The organism is Streptomyces sp. AC602_WCS936, assembly GCF_019049125.1.
In the GTDB taxonomy this organism is placed as follows: Bacteria; Actinomycetota; Actinomycetes; order Streptomycetales; family Streptomycetaceae; genus Streptomyces.
Genome location: NZ_JAGMUF010000012.1, coordinates 1 through 16,957 on the forward strand (window position 1 = coordinate 1; position 16,957 = coordinate 16,957).

Annotated in this window: 9 protein-coding genes and 1 pseudogene; 1 reads left to right on the top strand and 9 read right to left on the bottom strand. The window is 74.5% G+C overall.

Features of this window, described 5'->3' with window-relative positions; all coding sequences use genetic code 11:
- From KUM03_RS05865 to KUM03_RS05880, 4 genes and pseudogenes are all read right to left on the bottom strand, one after another.
- Window positions 1–812, bottom strand: a pseudogene (locus KUM03_RS05865) (HEXXH motif domain-containing protein); the annotation flags it as partial.
- 147 nt (window positions 813–959) lie between these two features.
- Window positions 960–1,202 (bottom strand): hypothetical protein, encoded by a 243-nt coding sequence (locus tag KUM03_RS05870; RefSeq protein ID WP_217245929.1) that lies wholly within the window; start codon window positions 1,200–1,202, stop codon window positions 960–962.
- 103 nt (window positions 1,203–1,305) lie between these two features.
- Window positions 1,306–2,436: a caspase family protein gene (locus KUM03_RS05875; protein WP_308406259.1), complete on the bottom strand. Its 1,131-nt coding sequence runs from the start codon at window positions 2,434–2,436 to the stop codon at window positions 1,306–1,308.
- On the bottom strand, window positions 2,433–3,599 hold the full coding sequence (locus KUM03_RS05880) for a hypothetical protein (protein ID WP_217245930.1): 1,167 nt from the start codon (window positions 3,597–3,599) through the stop codon (window positions 2,433–2,435). The genes KUM03_RS05875 and KUM03_RS05880 overlap by 4 nt, the downstream gene beginning before the upstream one ends.
- 157 nt (window positions 3,600–3,756) lie before the next feature.
- Here KUM03_RS05880 and KUM03_RS05885 point away from each other — a divergent pair, with 157 nt between their 5' ends.
- On the top strand, window positions 3,757–5,073 hold the full coding sequence (locus KUM03_RS05885) for a cation:proton antiporter (protein ID WP_217245931.1): 1,317 nt from the start codon (window positions 3,757–3,759) through the stop codon (window positions 5,071–5,073).
- A 303-nt stretch (window positions 5,074–5,376) separates the two neighbouring features.
- On the opposite strand, the gene fxsT is transcribed toward KUM03_RS05885, so the two are convergent.
- The 5 genes from fxsT to KUM03_RS05910 all read right to left on the bottom strand — a co-directional run bounded on the left by fxsT (window position 5,377) and on the right by KUM03_RS05910 (window position 16,837).
- Window positions 5,377–10,017, bottom strand: a complete 4,641-nt coding sequence (gene fxsT, locus KUM03_RS05890) for an FxSxx-COOH system tetratricopeptide repeat protein (RefSeq protein ID WP_217245932.1) — start codon at window positions 10,015–10,017, stop codon at window positions 5,377–5,379.
- Window positions 10,018–11,115: a MoxR family ATPase gene (locus KUM03_RS05895; protein ID WP_217245933.1), complete on the bottom strand. Its 1,098-nt coding sequence runs from the start codon at window positions 11,113–11,115 to the stop codon at window positions 10,018–10,020.
- Entirely contained in the window at window positions 11,112–12,659 is a 1,548-nt protein-coding gene (locus KUM03_RS05900) for a hypothetical protein (protein WP_217245934.1), read from the bottom strand. Before KUM03_RS05900 ends, KUM03_RS05895 begins: the two co-directional genes overlap by 4 nt.
- 147 nt (window positions 12,660–12,806) lie before the next feature.
- Window positions 12,807–15,368: a polynucleotide kinase-phosphatase gene (locus KUM03_RS05905; RefSeq protein ID WP_217245935.1), complete on the bottom strand. Its 2,562-nt coding sequence runs from the start codon at window positions 15,366–15,368 to the stop codon at window positions 12,807–12,809.
- The gene (locus tag KUM03_RS05910; protein WP_217245936.1) at window positions 15,365–16,837 is read right to left on the bottom strand and encodes a 3' terminal RNA ribose 2'-O-methyltransferase Hen1; all 1,473 of its coding nucleotides are present in this window, start codon (window positions 16,835–16,837) and stop codon (window positions 15,365–15,367) included. The genes KUM03_RS05905 and KUM03_RS05910 overlap by 4 nt, the downstream gene beginning before the upstream one ends.
- Window positions 16,838–16,957 lie beyond the last annotated feature (120 nt).

Below are 16,957 nucleotides of genomic sequence, written 5' to 3' on the forward strand. Positions count from 1 at the left end.
GGGTGGGTGAGGGTGCGGAGGGGGAGCCAGGGGTCCGTGCCGGTGGTGGGGGGCGTCGCGCCGGAAGCCGAGGGCACCGCGCCAGAGGACGAGCCCTCACCGTCGTCCCCACCGGCGGACGGAGACACCGGGGAACCTCTCCGGAACTGGTTCGTCGGTGTCGCAGCACCGCCCGCGCTGTCCGGTCCGGCGGCAGGGGGCGCCGGCGGGTGGTTCGGAGGCGGGTTCTTCGTCGGAGCGGTTTTCGGGCGGCATGTCACCGATGACCGGGGGGCGTGGTCCGGAGGGCCGGTGAGGGTCAGTTCGCCCGTCCTCGTGGTGGCCCGGGCGACGGACGGGCCCGGCGGTGCGTCCGGGAGGCGGAGCAGGCCCAGGCCCGGCAGGTGCAGGCCGCCGTCGGCCAGCGGGACCGTCAGGGCCGAGTCCACGCCCGCGTGCAGTGCCGCGGTGACCGCCAGGACGTTCAGCCGGCCGGCCTCGGCCCACAGCGGCGGCCCGGTCGCGGTGCCGTGCACCCGGCGGAGCATGTGGGCGATCCAGCCGCCGGTGGTCGGCGCGAGCAGCAGCGCGTCGACCGCCTCGGGCGCCCGCTCGGCGGCCGCCTTGAACACCTCCCAGGCCTCCGCGACCGGTGTCAGGGGCGTCGGCAGTGGGGCGAGCCGGTCCAGCAGCGTCCGCAGCAGGAGCAGCCGCCGGGCCCGTTCGCCGCGCTCCAGGAAGGCGACGGCCTCCGCGGAACCGCCTCCGGCGGCCAGTTCCGCGAAGAGCCGGTCCGGTACGCGGAACGGGGCGGGGCGCGGCTCGCTGGTCATGGGCGGGGACCTCCGGGTCGGGGCGGGCATGCCCGAACCCCGGCGGGCACGCGGTCCCGTCGGGTTCCGACGCCGTCGGGGTCGCCGGGGCCGGGCCGGGCTGCGGGGTCGGACGCGATGAGCTCTGTGGTCGGGTGCGGGCGGCGGCTATTCGGCCCGGGCGCCGCCGCCACCGCCCTCGCTGCCCCCTCTGACGCCGCCGCGGGCGCGCAGGACCTCTTCGAGCAGGCGGGCGGTGGGGCCGAGCGGCGTGAGACCGTCCACGGCGGTCAGGGGCAGCGCCGCGACGTCCGCCAGATCCGACTCCCAGACGGCGTCGGCGCGCCCGGGGGCGGCCGGTCGCGCACGGGCGGCGGCTTCGGCATGGCGCAGAGCGGGCGGCTGGTCCAAGATGCTCCCCCTTCTCGCACGGTGGCACTCGATGCCCCGCGTCTCTTTCCATCATGGCCATTTGAACGCATGTCGAAAACCGTACGATCACGCCACCCGATCATCACCTGGTGTGCGAGCGTCCCGCGGAGTCCGCCAATTCCCTTATCGCCTCCGCGAGTTCGCCCTTCCGATCCGGGTCGTCGTCGACCGTCACCACGGCGTCGAACAGATCCCACAGCGCCTGCGGACGGCGCCTCAGGAGCCCGCCCAGGATGCCGGCCGCGTCCGTGCGCGCCTTGGAGTGACGGGGAAGTATCCCGGTGACGCCCGGGTCCAGCGCGGCGACCACTGTCTGCCGCTCGGCCGGGTCGCTCATCAGCGGATAGGCGAGGAGCGCGTCCACGGCCCGCAGCAGCGGGGTGGCCGGCCGCTCCCGGCCGCCGGGCACCGCCGGGACGAGGACCTCGGTGCGTTCGGGGCTCTGCAGCCGGATCTCGGGATACTGCAGAGTACGACCCGCCTCCCTGAGGGCTGCGATACGCGCTCGCACGGCCGGAAACAGTTCCTCCGGATCGGGCGGGGCGGGCAGTACGGCCGCCCGGTCGGCCAGCAGGGCGAGCAGGACGTCGGAGAACAGACCCGTCGCGCGCACCGGGTCGTTGGCCGCGGTCCGGCCCCGTCCGGCGGCGCGCAGCACGGTCTGCCGGTGCGCGGTGCCACGCCTGCCGACGGGCAGCGCGTCCGGCGGCAGCGGCTCCCGGAAGGCGAGCGCCTCCTCGAAGGTCTCGCAGGCGTCCACCAGCCACAGCTGGTCCGCGAGGCCCGGCACGGCGTCCCCGGCGTAGCGTTCCAGCGCGGAGTCCAGGTCGATGCCCAGCTTGTCCTCGGTGGTGGCGTCCGCGCAGAACAGCCGCAGGTGCCCGGCCCGGTCGAGGACGCCGTGCCCGCCCCACCAGACCCAGAGCACGTCGCCCCGGGCGGTCGGCAGTTCGCGTACGAACTGCCGGCGCAGCGTGGCGTGGTCGGCGGGGGCGTAGGGGACTTCGGGGACGTACGGCGGCAACGGCGCGAGGTGGAGGCGGATGTTGGCGTCCGGTACTCCGGCGGCGCGCAGCAGGCGGTGGAAGCGGACGGCGTCCCGGGCGGGTCCGGGCAGGTCCCAGCCGGGGCCGGCGTCGTAGGTCTCGACGCCGACGACGAGGGCGTGCACGCGGGCGGGGTCCATGGCCGGGGCGGGCGTCGGGCCGGTCACGGGAGCCGGTCCGCGATGGCCCGGTACACGGCCGGGTTGGTCCAGTAGGCGCTGTGCGCGGCGGGGAACGGCTGGCGGCTGTCGACGGCCACGTCGGTGACCCGGCCGGGGAACAGGCCGGCGCCGAGGTAGGAGAGCAGGTCCCGGGGGTCGTAGAGGTTCAGCCAGTCGGGGACGTGGGCCGGCAGGGGCGCGGGGTGTTCGAGGGAGGGCAGGGACCCGGACTCGTACAGGAAGGGTGCCTGGGAACCGGCGGTGACCAGCAGCCGGACCTGGGGCAGTGGGGTGAGGACCAGGGTGTCCAGGGCGATGATGCCGCCGAGGCTGTGGGCGACGATCGCGACGGGCGGCTCCAGTCCGGCGATCAGGGTGCGCAGTCCGGCGCGGACCGCCTCGCCCCGGCTGAGGTAGCGCAGGACGTCACCGGCGGCGGGGTGGGCGGCCTCGGTGAGGGCGCGGCGGCGGCGTACGACGGCGCGGGAGGCCGCGGAGCCCGCGACCCGCAGTGCCAGGGAACGCACGCCGCGCTCCGTGCCGCGGGCGGATGCCCCGAGGGCGGCGGAGAGCCGGCCGGCGACGGCGTCCCGGGTGGCGCCGACGGGCACGAGGGGCGCGTCCGAGTCGAGGAGGCCGGCGACGACCCGGGCGGTCAGGCAGCGGGCCGCGGCCTCGGCGAGGTCGTCCGGGGCGAGGGAGGCGGCCGCGGCGGCCAGCAGCGGATGGGCCGCCAGGTCGACGGCGGCGCGGGCCAGGCCGGGCCCCAGCTCGGCCGCCGGTCCGTCGCCCTCGGCGGCGAGGGCGGCGAGCCGGGTCCGGAGGTGCTGGTCCGGTGGCAGGGAGCCGGGCGGCAACTCCGCGGGCGGGGGCGAACCGGCGGCGGCGAGCGCCAGTTCGGCGTACGGGTCGGCGTAGAGGGCCGCCCAGTCGGCGGTGTCGTCGTCGCCGGGGGCGTCCGCCGCGAGCGGGCCCCGGCCGGTACCGGAGGCGGGGGGCAGGCTCGCCCCGCCGGCGGCCAGCGCGGCGCCGTGCTCGCCGCCCCAGTAGTACGGGACGACGCGCAGGCCGTCGCGCAGTGCCGTCACTCCGACGGAGAAGCGCCCCGCGAGCGCAGAGAAGCCCGGTTCGCGCACTCCTGTGCCGTGGATGAAGACGACCGCCGTCATGTGCCCCCCGTGACCCTGGTGATTGTCCGTGTACGACTTACGGCTCTCGATGGACCGTCAGATCATTTTCATTCTAGGCAAGTTGAGCCGTATTCGTGGGAACGCTTCGAACGCGGGGCCGCCGAACAGCGGGCCGTCGGACCAACGGGGGGACAGGATGAGCCCTGACGCGCTGATCACGCACTTCGTGGGGGCCTCGGCCCTCGTGCTGGTGGCCGCCCACGCGGCGGGCTGGCTGGCCCGGAGGTTGAAGCAGCCGTACATCGTGGGCCAGTTGTCGGCGGGCATCGCGCTCGGTCCCTCCCTGCTCGGCACGGTGGCTCCGGACGCGTACGCGGCGCTCTTCCCCTCCGAGATCGGGCCGGCACTGACCGGCTTCGCGCAGTTCGCGCTGGTGGTCTTCCTGTTCGCGGTGGGCTACGAGCTGGATCTGAAGATCCTCGGCGACCGGGCCCGCACCTCGCTGACCGTGGCCCTGGCCTCGTTCGTGGTGCCGATGGCGGTGGGCTGCGGGGGCGCGCTGCTGTTCCGGGAGCAGTTGCACGACCTGGGCATGCCGCGGGAGCCGTCCCCCGCCATGGTGGTGTTCGCCGGGATCGCCCTGTCGATAACGGCGGTGCCCGTGCTGACAGCCATCGTGCGGGAGAACGAGCTGTCCCGGTCGGTTCCGGGGGTGGTGGCGGTGTCCGCGGCCGGGGTGCTGGACGCGGTCTGCTGGACGGTGCTGGCCGCGGCGCTGATGGACGGCGGCGAGGCGACGGCGCTGGACTGGCCGTGGCGGGTGGTGCTGGCCGTCGGCTTCGTCACCGTGATGCTGCTCGCGGCCCGGCCGGTGCTGCGCCGGCTGCTGTGGCGGACGCGGCTGGAGCCCTCGCTGCGGCTGGCGCTGCTCATCGGGTTCGCTCTCGGGTCGGCGTGGGTGACGCACTCCCTGGGCCTGCATGTGATCTTCGGTGCGCTGCTCGCGGGGGTGGTGGTCCCTCGCGAGGAGGGCGGCACGCTCGATCCGGACCTGCTGCGTCCGCTGCACGAGGTCAGCTCGCTGCTGCTGCCGTTCTTCTTCGTGCTCTCGGGTCAGTCGGTGACGCTGAACGGCATGGACGGCACGGGCTGGGCCGTCCTGTTGGTGGTGACGGTGCTGGCGGTCGTGACGAAGGTCGGCAGCGGGACGCTCGCCGCCCGGCTCGGCGGACTGGACCGGCACGACGCGCGGACCGTCGGCGTGCTCCTCAGCGCCCGGGGCCTCACCGAGCTGATCGCCCTCGACGCCGGCCTTCGAGCGGGCCTGCTCTCCCCCGCGCTGTACACGGTGCTGGTCCTCATGGCCCTCGCCACCACCCTGTTCACCCAGCCGCTCCTGCTCCTGACCCGCCGCCTTGCCGAACGCGACCGCACCCGACGTCCTCCCCCGGCCCGCCTCGCCTCGCCGCCCTCCCAGGACGGCACGACGACGGCACCGGCGGACCTGGGCTGACCCCGCACCCGGATACGGGGGGCGCCCAGTACTCCCCTGACGCACCCGGCACCTGGCGCGGTCCCGCACGGGCGTGGGCGCACCCGGTGTCCAGCTCGCCGAGCACGGGCCCGGTGCCCTGCCTGCCCGGCTGCGGCGCCCGACGTGCGCCCGCCGCGCCCGGCATCCACGGAGGCATCGGCGCCGACACCTGCCGCGGCCCACAGCGCACGTCCCGGACGACTGCCCGACGGTCACGGCACCCACCACGTACCGCCGGGTGCCGCGCTCGCCGAGCCCGGCACCCCGCCCGACCGCCGGAGGCTACAGCGGCATCGGAGCCATGTCGCACTCGATGCGGCGGCGGCGGCGTGCGGCGGTGAGCCAGGGGTGGTCGGCGCGGACCTTCTCGGTGAAGCCCTCGACGGCCCGGCGCTCCAGTTCGTCGGCCTCCGCGCCCCGGCCCAGGCCCCGCAGGTCGAGCGCGAGGTTGGCGGTGCAGGCGAGGGTGAGCGGGTGGTCCTCGCCGGCGACCTCGGCGAGCAGCGGCAGGTTGGCCTCGTCGATCTCGCGGGCCCGGTCGAAGTCCAGCCGGGCGTAGGCCGTGCTGGCCTGTCCGATGGCGGTGGTCAGCGTGGTGACGTGCCGCTCCCCCACCGTCTCTGCCAGCCGGCGGGCCGCGTCGTCCTCCTCCTCCTGCGCGCTGTCCAGGGCGCCGAGGCTGCGCAGCGTGGCGGCCAGGTTGGCACGGGTCAGCAGGGTGCACAGGTGGTTGGCGCCGAGCCGCTGCTCGTAGCGCCGGACGGTGTCCTCGGCGAGCTGCCGCGAGCTGTCGAGGTCACCGGCGAGGCGCCGGTCGACGGAGAGGTTGGTCGCGGTCGCCAGCGAGTCGAAGTGGTCGCTGCCGTACCGGTTGACGAAGCGCCGCAGCGTCTCCTCGGTGAGCTTGGCCGCCTTGTCGACCGCCCCGTCGCGGCGCCGGCAGACCGCGAGGTTGCGGGCGATGCGCAGGGTGAGCGGGTGCTCGTCGCCGAACGCGGTGCGGGCCCGGAGGTACACGTCCTCCTGGAAGTCGCGGGCGCCCGGGTAGTCGCCGCTCTCGCGCATGTCGATGGCCAGGCCGTTGAGGGTGTTGAGGGTGAAGAAGCTGGCCGGGCCGAACAGCAGGTCGCGCAGCCGGGCGTTCTCCTGGTCCAGCCGCAGGGCCTCGCGGAACTCCCCGACCAGCCGGAGGTTGACGCCCCACGAGTGCGTCGCCCGCAGGGTGGCGGGGTCGTCGGTGCCGAAGAGGGACCGGGCCAGCTCGGTGGCCTCCCGGCTCACGCTCCGTGCCTCCTCCAGCCGGCCCTGGTAGCCGCGGGCGTCGGCCATCTCGCACAGGGAGTCGATGAGTTCCTCCGGTTCGACCTCCAGCCGGCGGGAGGTCTCCAGCGCCTTCTCGATCAGCGGGATCGACTCCGGCACCTGCCCGGTCTGCCGCAGCAGGAAGGAGAAGCTCTTCGTCATGCGGACGACGTGGATGTCCTCCTCGCCGGAAGCGGCGAGCCAGCGGTTCCAGGCCTCCCGCGCGAAGTCCGCGGCACCCTCGTGGTCGCCCCAGTAGTAGAGGAACCAGACGGTGTCGGCGACCAGGTCCCGCACCCAGGTGTCGGAGCTGCTCACGGCCTGCGAGGCCAGGACGTGGGGCAGCAGCGCCTGGTAGGCGGGCCATTCGAGGGAGGAGCCGTACGGGCCCGGCTTGGCCGCGGACAGCAGCTGGTGCGCGGCGCCGCGCATCCGCTCGCGCTCCTCCTCGCCCAGCTTGGCCAGGAGCACGGTCTGCAGCAGGCGGTGCATCTGGAGGGTGTCGGCGCGCGGGTCGACCCTGATGAGGGAGAACTGGCTGAGGTCGCGCACCGCGCGGTTCAGCCGGATCGACTGGCGCAGCAGCGGGTCGACCTCGGGCGTGATGCTGACGCCCCGGCTGCCGCGGAGGATGGAGCGCGGAATGGGCTCCGGGGCCATGCTGGCGCAGATGTCGAGGAGCTGGCGGGCGCCGGGGTTGTTCTGCTGGATGCGCTCCAGCGAGAGGTCCCAGGCGGCGGCGACGGAGACCGGGTAGTCGGGTGCCGGGTCGAGTTCCAGGATCTCGGGGCTGCGCTGGGCGAGCAGGTCGAGGTACTCGTCGACGAGCATCCCGGTGACCGCGCGCCAGGCGCCGGCCTGCTCGACGGCGAGCGGCAGGTCGCCGAGGGCCTCGGCGAGCCGGTCGGCGTCCTCGGTGCTCAGGTCGGGCGAACGCTTCTGGAGCAGCTCGACGGACTCGGCGCGGTCGAAGACGTTCACCGGCAGCGGGGTCGCCACGCGTTCCCAGGCCCGGTTCCGGGAGGTGACGATGACCTTGCCCGGCCCGTTGGTGGGGAAGTACTGGCGTACCGCCTCGACGTCCTCGGCGTTGTCGAAGACGAGCAGCCAGTCGTTGAACGGCGTCCCGTTGCGCAGTGCCTCCAGCACGGCGGGCACGGCGGTGTTGGCGGCCGGCGCACCCGCGCGGTCCTGACTGGAGGGGGCGACGCCCAGCTGGGCGGCGAGGTTGCCCAGCGCGGCCAGGATGAGGCTCTCGCGTTCGGCGGGGATCCAGCAGATCACCCGGTAGTCGTGCTGGTGGGTGTAGATGTACTCCAGGGCGAGCTGGGACTTGCCGACGCCGCCGAGTCCGTGCAGCGCGTGCGGGAGGACCGCGGCCGTGTCCTGGGCACCCAGTTGCTCCTCCACGGCCCTCAGCAGTCCCTGCCGGCCGACGAACGAGGTGTTGCGCAGGGGCACGTTCACCAGCATGGCGGGCGTCGCGGTCGTGGTGCTCTGCATGAGCTGCTCAGCCTCCGGGGCTTCGGGTGGGGTGGCGTCGGTTACCAGGGGCGGCACGGGGTCTCCAGGTTCGTCGGGGTTGTTCGACGCTGGATCCCTGCCTGCTCGGCCGCCGGATGATCCCCCGCCGCCCGCAGGGTTCACCTCAGTGGGTGTACCCGGGGGCAAACCGGTGCCCACCCGTTCGGCCGCACCGGACGGCGGGCGCCCGGAGAGTCGGGGTTCGATGCGCCTGGCCCGGTCGGAGTAGGGGCCCGAGAGGGCGCGCATCACGGCCAGTTCGCTGCGTGCCCAGCCCCGTTCGGCGGGGTCGGGCAGGGCGGCTCCGGCCGGGTCGTGCAGCGCGGCGCGCAGCGCGACGCCGCGGGTGCCGGCGGCCGGCAGCTCGCCCACCATGCTGACGGTGCGGGCGAGTTGGCTGCGGGTGGTGGTGGCGAGCAGTGCCTCGCGGACGCCGTCGGCGAACTCCGGGCGGCCCTCTCCGCCGCTGTTCCAGTCGATCAGCCCGCCCATGAGGATCTCGGCGAGGTGGTCGGGTCCGGTCTCCGGCATGGTGCGGCGTCGCAGCTGTTCCACGAGGTCGAAGTCGAAGGGCACGGCGGCCAGTTGAGTGGCGAGCCGGCGTGCGGCCGGTGTGGCGAGGGTGAAGAAGCGGCGCACGGCGGCGGTGGCGGCGCGCGGCAGCCGGGGCGCGCGCAGGCCCGGCGCGGGCGCGCCCTTGGCGAGGGCGCCGGCGAGCACGACGGGCAGGGACCGGCGTACGCCCCGCTCGCCGGTGACGAGGTCGGCCCAGGTGCCGAGCGAGCCGGGCTTGAGGGAGAGCACGGGCACCGGCAGGGAGCCGTCGCCGGCCTCGGGCAGCGGGCGCAGCGGGTCGGGGCCGCCGGGCGGGGCCCAGTGGCCGAGGCCTTCGTTGGGGGCGCCGAACCCGCCGGCCTCCAGGACCGCCTGGTACGGGTAGAGGGAGGTGCGGTGCCGCAGGTGGGGCGGCAGCAGGTGGACGAGGGCCGTGGGGCCGGCGTGGCCGAGGCGGCCGAGCAGGTCGTCGGCGGCCTGGGCGGCCCAGCCGTGGGCGAGTCCGTCGGTGACGACGAGGAAGACCCGGCCGCCCCGGCCGTCGAGGAGTTCGGCGGGGTCGGCGGGGGCGCGGTCGTCGGGGCGGCGCAGGGTGGCGGTGCCGGTGCGCGGCAGGTGCACGCGGACGGCGCGGACGCCGCGGAAGGCGCCGCTGTGCTCGGCGGCCTCGGTGAGGCGGGCGCAGGTCTCCTGCCAGATGCGCATGGTCGGGGCGTCGTCGACGAGCAGCACGAGGTCGAAGGCGGTGGCCCGGGCGGGCCGCAGGAAGGGCAGCCAGAGGCCGTCGGACACGCCCTGCTCGGCGGTGGCCTCCTCGTCGAGTTCCAGGGTGTGCCGGGAGGGGATGCGCCGGGCCAGCCGGTGCAGGGCGCGGGCGAGCAGTGCGGTGGTGCGGCCGGGGCCGGGCTGGGGGCGTTCCTCGGTGGGCAGCAGCGGGCGCCCGATGTGCAGCGTGAAGGTGCCCTCGGTGTCGGGTAACAGCCGCCGTCGGGTGCCCTGTTCGGGGAGTGTGGCGTCCCGGGGGTCGGTGGGCGCGGTGCCGTCGGCGAGGTCGGGCTGCGGCGCGGGATCGGCGGGGACGCCGGTGCCGGGGGCGGTCGGCCGCGGGGCCGTTCCGGGGCCGGAGTCGGTGGTGTCGGCGCCGTCGTCGGTCGCGGACGGCTCGGGCGGGCGTGCGTCCTCCGCTCCGGTTCCGGGCGCACTCCCGCTCTCGCCCGCCCGTGGGAGACGCGGGTGAGCGTGGGCGCGTGCGGGCTCGGACTCCGGTTCCGGACGGCCGCCGTCCGGGCCGCCGTGCCGGTCCCAGTACGCGGCGAGCCAGACCGCCTCGGCGACCTCCCGCCAGTGCGCGTCGGACGGTTCGCTCCCGTCCGGGTGCGGCTGGTCGCGGGCGGACGCCTGCCGGGCCGGGGCAGCGCCGGGCGCCGCTCCGTACCCGTTCGCGCCTTCGACGGACTCGGGGAACGCCGACGGAGGCGACGTCCCTGATACGGGATCACCGTCGCCCGGTCCGGATGCGCGCTCCCTGGGAAAGCCGGTCATTCAGCGGCCCTTCGCGAGGTCGCGGAGCAGCATTTCCACGAGCTTACGCCCGTCACCGGCCGCCTGGAAACCACCCGCGGTAGTCATCTGGACAGCGTTGAGTAGCTGATCCAGGGAGTGGGTGCCGCCGGAGCGGATCCGTCGTACGAACTCGTCCACGAGGTCCTCGGTGCCCTCGGGACGGACGCCCAAGTGCCCCTCCACCAGGGCGAGCAGCTGCTCGTGGTCGGGGGTGCGCAGCTCCAGGGGCAGGCAGCGGCGGCGGAAGGCCGCGGGGAACTCGCGCTCTCCGTTGCTGGTGATCACCACGACCGGGAACTCCCGGCACTCGACGTGTCCGTCCCGCACCAGCGCCTGGCCCGCGGGGTCGCTGGTGTGCACGCGCGCGGTGTCCGCGGCGTCGCGCACCAGTTCCGGGACCTCATAACTTCCGTTCTCCAGGACGTGCAGCAGGTCGTTCGGCAGGTCGATGTCGCTCTTGTCGAGTTCGTCGACGAGGAGCACCCGGGGACGATCGTAGGGCAGCAGGGCGGTGCCCAGGGGGCCGAGGGTGATGAAGTCCCCCAGTACGGGCGGGAGTTGACGTTCCGATGATACGACCGCCGGGTTGACGCCGTCCGGTTCGTCCCCCGTGGCAGCCGTGGCCTCGGGGGCGACCGTGCCGCGCAGGCCCGCCTGCCAGGCCGCGATGGCCTGCGCGCGGCCCATCGCGTCGTGGACGTACAGCCCGTCGCGCAGGGTGGTGCGGCTGACGATGTTCCACTCCAGGACCCGGCCGAGGCCCAGTTCCCGGGAGATCACGTAGGCCAGTGTGGACTTGCCGATGCCGGGCGGGCCGGTGATCAGCAGCGGCCTGCGCAGCAGCAGTGCGGCGTTGACGGTGTCGATCTCCTCGGGGCCGAGCTGCGGGGTGACCTCGCCGGGGCCCAGCCTGCGCACCGCCGCCTCCGGCTCGTCCGGCGGGGCGGGCTGGGCCGGTGCGCCGAGGAACCGTCGCCAGGGCGGCGCCTGGGGCAGCGGGGGCGCGACGACCGGCGGCCGGCCGGTGCCGTGGAACACGCGCCAGCCGTTCGGGGACGTCTGCTCCTGCGTGCTCATGCCGGTGCCTCCTCGTCGGCGAGATCGCCGGGTTCGATGGTGTGCATGTCGACGATTCGGGTGGGATCATCCCAGAAGAACCCGATGTGCCGCCCCAGGAGTCTGCCCGGGCCCTGCTGGTTGAGTTCGGCGCTCCGCCGCAGCCGGTGGATGGCGACCGGGATCTGTCCGGGCGTCGGCACCGACGCGAACACGGCCGTCACCACTTCGCGCCGCTCCTCGGGGAAGGCCCCTCTGCGGTCCCACACCGCCAGCCCGATGCCCTCCGCTATGGCGGCCTTGAGCGCCTCCATGGCGGAGAGGCCCGCCGGAGCGTCCAGCACCACGGCCGTGTGCCTGGTGTCCCCCGCGAGGGTCGCCTGCCACGCGTCGAGCCGCCGCGCGTCCGGCTCGGTCCAGCCGTGCACGCCGACCCCGTGCTGCCGCAGCGCCTGCCAGCGCTCCTGCCACTGGTGCCGGACCAGCGCGTCGTCCGTGCGCATCCGCTCCAGACTCCGTAGGTGCACGCCGTACTTCAGCCCGAGCGGCAACGGCCGCCCGTCGCCGATCCGGTACGTCAGACTGGCCACATCGTGGTTGAGGAGGTCGTACGGAAGGACGAACTCCACGTACGCCGACGGCCGGCCCTGTCCACCGGCACCAGGCTCCTGCGGCCCTCCCCAGAGCCGGGCGCCCTGCCGCAGCGCGTCGTCCACGGCCGGGCCGAGATCCTCCAGGGTGGTCACCGCGGGTGCTCCGGGCTGCGGGTCCCAGTGACCCGGCGCGGTGTTGAGCCAGGGCCGCACCACGACGTCGTCGGTGCCGTCGCGGGCCGGTTCGACGGCGACGATCAGGCAGCGGGGGATGTCCGGGTCCCGCACCGTCCGCGCACGTGCCTCCCGGCGCCGTTTCAGCTCGGGGGCCAGGCCGACCCGCCCGGCCCACTCGTCGACCCAGCCGCGCAGCGCGACGCGGTGGCCGTGTGCGGCGGCGAGCGGGGCCGCCCGGTCGAGGAGGAGAACGGCGGGCGGCAGGCCGTCCGGCTGGGCGTTCCACGCCAGTACGTGGAGGAAGAGCTGGTCGGGCAGGAGGCCGGTGGGCAGGTCGAGGCCGCTCAGTTCCTCGACGAGGTCGTCGCGCAGCGTTCCGGCGGGCAGTTCGCCCCTGGCGAGTACGGCGCGCGCCGCGCTCTCGTCGTCACGGCCGAGCGGGCCCGGCGGTGCCTGAGGCGCGGCGGCCGGTTCGGGGGTGACCAGCCGGAGCACCTCGTCGCCGGCGGGACCTCCTTCGAGGATGCGCACCACGTCGGCGAGTACGCGCTCGCCGCCCGTCACGTTCAGGGCGGCGCGGACGAGGACGACCACGTCCTCACGCTGCTTGACGCCGCGCAGGTCGACGGCACGCCCCAGCTGCCCTTCGAGCAGCGAGGCGAAATGGACGCGCCCCTGCGCGTCCTCCGTGCAGCCGAATCCGCACAGGGCCTCGGTCAGCTCCAGCAGCAGTGCCAGTCCCCGCGCCTGTCCGGAGTCGCCCTCGGCTCCGCCGAGTCCCGCGCCTGTCTCCACCGACTGTCCCCCATGAGTCGGTTGTCATGCCTGACCGACCTGCGAAGTTAGCACGGCAACTGACGGTTAACCAGGGACACGTGGGGTCTCGCGGCACGACGTCCGGCCGAGCCTCCCCCAGAGGGGAAACCCGGCCGAAAACGTGTCCTACAGTCGCGGGTCCACCGGCTCCGACTCCAGCGCCAGCACGCCGAACACCGCCTCGTGCACCCGCCACAGCGGCTCGCCGTCCGCCATGCGGTCCAGGGCCTCCAGACCGAGGGCGTACTCGCGGATCGCCAGGGACCGCTTGTGACCCAGGAACCGCTGCCGCAGCCGGGCGAGGTTGTCGGGGCGCGTGTACTCGGCGCCGTAGATGATCCGCAGGTACTCGCGGCCCCGGCACTTGATGCCGGGCTGCACCAGGCGGCCCTTGGGGTCGTGCACCAGCGCGCCGACCGGCTTGACGACCATGCCCTCGCCGCCGCGGCCGGTCATCTCCAGCCACCAGTCGACGCCGGCGCGCACCGACTCGGGGTCGGCGGTGTCGACGTACAGCCGCCGGGTGGTGCGCAGCAGGCCGCTGCCGTCGTGCTCGACCATCCGGTCGATCAGGGCCAGCTGTTCGTCGTGCGGCAGGGCGGCCAGGCTGCGGCCCTGGACGGCGAGGATCTGGAACGGGGCCAGGTGGACGCCGTCCAGGCCGTCGGTGGGCCAGCAGTAGCGCCGGTAGGCGTCGGTGAACGCGGCGGCGTCGGCGGACCGGGCCCGCTGGCGGGCGAGGAGGTCGGTGACCTCGACGCCGCGCGCGGCGGCGCCCTCCAGGGCGGCCAGCGCGCCCGGGAACACCGCGCCGGAGGCGGCGCCCACGGCGGCGTACTGGGAGCGGAGCAGCCCGGCGGCCTTCAGCGACCAGGGCATCAGCTCGGTGTCGAGGAGCAGCCAGTCGGTGGCCAGTTCGTCCCACAGGCCGGCCTCGCCGATCGCGGTGCGCAGCCGGTCGAGGATCGCCTCGGTGACCGAAGCGTCGTCGAGGAAGGGGCGGCCGGTACGGGTGTAGAGGGACCCGGCGGGGCCGCCGTCCACCCCGAAGCGGGTGCGGGCGGTGTCGGCGTCGCGGCAGACCAGCGCCACCGCCCGCGAGCCCATGTGCTTCTCCTCGCACACCACCCGCGCCACACCGTCCGCCGCGTACTGCGCGAAGGCCTCCACCGGGTGCTCCAGATAGCCGTCCACGCCGGAGGTGGCGGTCGGCGCCATGGTCGGCGGGAGGTAGGGCAGCAGCCGGGGGTCGGTCGCGAAGCGGCTCATGACCTCCAGGGCCGCCGCCGCGTTCTCCTCGCGCACGGTGATCCGCCCCGCGTGCCGGGTCTCCACCACCCGGCGGCCGTGCACGTCCGCCAGGTCCAGCGGCCGGCCGTCGTGTCCGCCGGGCGCCTCGGTGCGCAGCGGCTTGGCCGGCTCGTACCAGACCCGCTCGGCCGGTACGTCGACCAGCTCGCGCTCCGGCCAGCGCAGCGCGGTGAGCTTGCCGCCGAAGACGGCGCCGGTGTCCAGGCAGATGGTGTTGTTGAGCCAGGTCGCCTCGGGGACCGGGGTGTGGCCGTAGACGACGGCGGCGCGGCCCCGGTAGTCCTCGGCCCACGGGTAGCGCACGGGCAGCCCGAACTCGTCGGTCTCGCCGGTGGTGTCGCCGTACAGGGCGTGGCTGCGGACCCGGCCGGAGGTGCGGCCGTGGTACTTCTCGGGCAGGCCGGCGTGGCAGACCACCAGCTTGCCGCCGTCGAGGACGTAGTGGCTGACCAGGCCGTCGATGAACTCCCGTACCTCGGTGCGGAACTCCTCGCTCTCGCCGTCCATCTGCTCGATCGTCTCGGCGAGTCCGTGGGTGTGCTGGACCTTGCGGCCGCGCAGGTGGCGGCCGTACTTGTTCTCGTGGTTGCCGGGGACGCACAGGGCGTTGCCCGAGTTCACCATGGACATCACGCGGCGCAGGACGCCGGGGCTGTCCGGGCCGCGGTCGACCAGGTCGCCGACGAAGACGGCGGTGCGGCCGTCGGGGTGGACCCCGTCGGTGTAGCCGAGCTTGCCGAGCAGGGTCTCCAGCTCGGACGCGCAGCCGTGGATGTCGCCGACGATGTCGAAGGGGCCGGTGAGGTGGGTGAGGTCGTTGTAGCGCTTCTCGGTGACGACGGTGGCGTGCTCGACGTCCTCGGCGCCGCGCAGCACGTGCACCTTGCGGAAGCCCTCGCGCTCCAGGTGGCGCAGGGAGCGGCGGAGTTCGCGGGTGTGGCGCTGGATGACCCGGCGGGGCATGTCGGCGCGGTCGGTGCGGGTGGCGTTGCGCTCGGCGCACACCTGCTCGGGGACGTCGAGGACCACGGCGATGGGCAGCACGTCGTGCTTCCGGGCCAGGTCGATGAGCTGGCGCCGGGCGTCCTGCTGCACGTTGGTCGCGTCGACGACGGTGCGGCGGCCGGCGGCGAGGCGCTTGCCGGCGATGTAGTGCAGGACGTCGAAGGCGTCCCGGCTGGCGCTCTGGTCGTTCTCGTCGTCGGAGACCAGGCCCCGGCAGAAGTCGGAGGAGATGACCTCGGTGGGCTTGAAGTGGCGCCGGGCGAAGGTGGACTTGCCGGAGCCGGAGGCGCCGATCAGCACGACGAGGGAGAGGTCGGTGACCGGCAGGGCGCGCCCTCGCGGGGCGGTGTCGGTGGTGTCGGTGGTGTTCATGCAGCCTTCGCCTCCTTCTCGGTCGCGGTGGTGGTCAGGGTGAACAGGGCCAGCTGGGTGGGCGGGCCCACCTCGGGGTCGTCGGGGCCGACGGGGCGGAACTCGACGGCGTACCCGTGGCGTTCGGCGACCGTGCCCGCCCAGGTGCGGAACTCCTCGCGGGTCCACTCGAATCGGTGGTCGCGGTGGCGGACGTGGCCGGCCGGGAGGGTCTCCCAGCGCACGTTGTACTCGACGTTGGGGGTGGTGACGACGACGGTGCGCGGGCGGGCCGAGCCGAAGACGGCGTACTCCAGGGCGGGCAGCCTCGGCAGGTCGAGGTGCTCGATCACCTCGCTGAGGACGGCCGCGTCGTAGCCCCCCAGGCGCTTGTCGGTGTAGGCGAGGGAGCCCTGGAAGAGCTGGACGCGCGCGGCCTGCCGCTCGCCCATGCGGTCCAGCTTGAGCCGCCGGGAGGCGATGGTGAGCGCGCGTACCGACACGTCCACGCCGACGATCTCCGTGAAGCGCGGCTCCTTGAGCAGCTCGCGCACCAGGTGGCCCTCGCCGCAACCGAGGTCGAGAACACGGGCGGCGGAGTTGTCCCGCAGCGCGGTGAGGATCGCCTCGCGGCGCTGTACGGCGAGCGGGGTCGGCTTCTCCTCCTGCTCCGCCTCCGCCGCGACGGCGTTGTCGATCTCCTCGACGTCGCTGTCGTCGGTCTCGGCGAGCCGGAGCAGCTCCAGCCGGTCCATCGCCTCGCGGGTCAGGGACCAGCGGCGGGACAGGTAGCGGCTGGTGATCAGCTTCTGCTCCGGGTGGCCCGGCAGCCAGCCCTCGCCGGCCCGCAGCAGCTTGTCGACCTCGTCCGGGGCGACCCAGTAGTGCTTGGCGTCGTCGAGCACCGGCAGCAGGACGTACAGGTGGCGCAGGACCTCGGCGAGGGTGCGGGCCGTGGACTCCAGTTCGAGGCGGACGTAGCGGGAGTCGCCCCACTCGGGGAACTCGGTGTCCAGGGGGACGGGCTCGACGGTGACCGTCCAGCCGAGCGGTTCGAACAGGCGCCGTACGAGGTCGGGGCCGCCGCGGGCGGGCAGCGCCGGAATCCCGACGCGCAGCGGCAGCGGCTCGGCCGCGCGCTCGGGGCGGGACTTGCACACGCCGCGCATGGCACTGGAGAAGACGTTGCTCAGCGCCACGGCGAGGAGCGAGGAGGCCGCGTACGGGCGGTCGTTGACGTACTGCGCGAGGGCCGCGTCGGGGGCGCCGCCGCGTCCCTTGCCCTTGCCGCGCCGGACCAGCGCCACCGCGTCGACCTCCAGCAGCAGCGCCGCCGTGCAGCGCTGTTCCTCCGCCTCCGGGTAGAGCACGTGGGCCGTGCCGAAGGAGGTGGAGAACGCCTGCGCCTTGTCGGGATGCTTGTGCAGCAGGAAACCGAGGTCGGTCGCGGGGCGGTCGGGAGTACCGGTGGTGGTGAGGGTCAGGAACATGCGGAGGGCCTCTCCGGCTGGGTGGATGTGACGGGTGGGTGGTACGGCGGGATGCCGTACGTGCGGGAGCCCCCGGGCGGTGTTCCCCGGGGGCTCCGGCAGGACGACCGTCACACCATC

What these genes read in the sequence shown, in the direction of transcription:
- KUM03_RS05880 (WP_217245930.1), bottom strand. Translation starts at nt 3,599, where the DNA reads ATGACGGCGGTCGTCTTCATCCACGGCACAGGAGTGCGCGAACCGGGC.
- KUM03_RS05885 (WP_217245931.1), top strand. Translation starts at nt 3,757, where the DNA reads ATGAGCCCTGACGCGCTGATCACGCACTTCGTGGGGGCCTCGGCCCTC.
- fxsT (WP_217245932.1), bottom strand. Translation starts at nt 10,017, where the DNA reads ATGACCGGCTTTCCCAGGGAGCGCGCATCCGGACCGGGCGACGGTGAT.
- KUM03_RS05895 (WP_217245933.1), bottom strand. Translation starts at nt 11,115, where the DNA reads ATGAGCACGCAGGAGCAGACGTCCCCGAACGGCTGGCGCGTGTTCCAC.
- KUM03_RS05905 (WP_217245935.1), bottom strand. Translation starts at nt 15,368, where the DNA reads ATGAACACCACCGACACCACCGACACCGCCCCGCGAGGGCGCGCCCTG.
- KUM03_RS05910 (WP_217245936.1), bottom strand. Translation starts at nt 16,837, where the DNA reads ATGTTCCTGACCCTCACCACCACCGGTACTCCCGACCGCCCCGCGACC.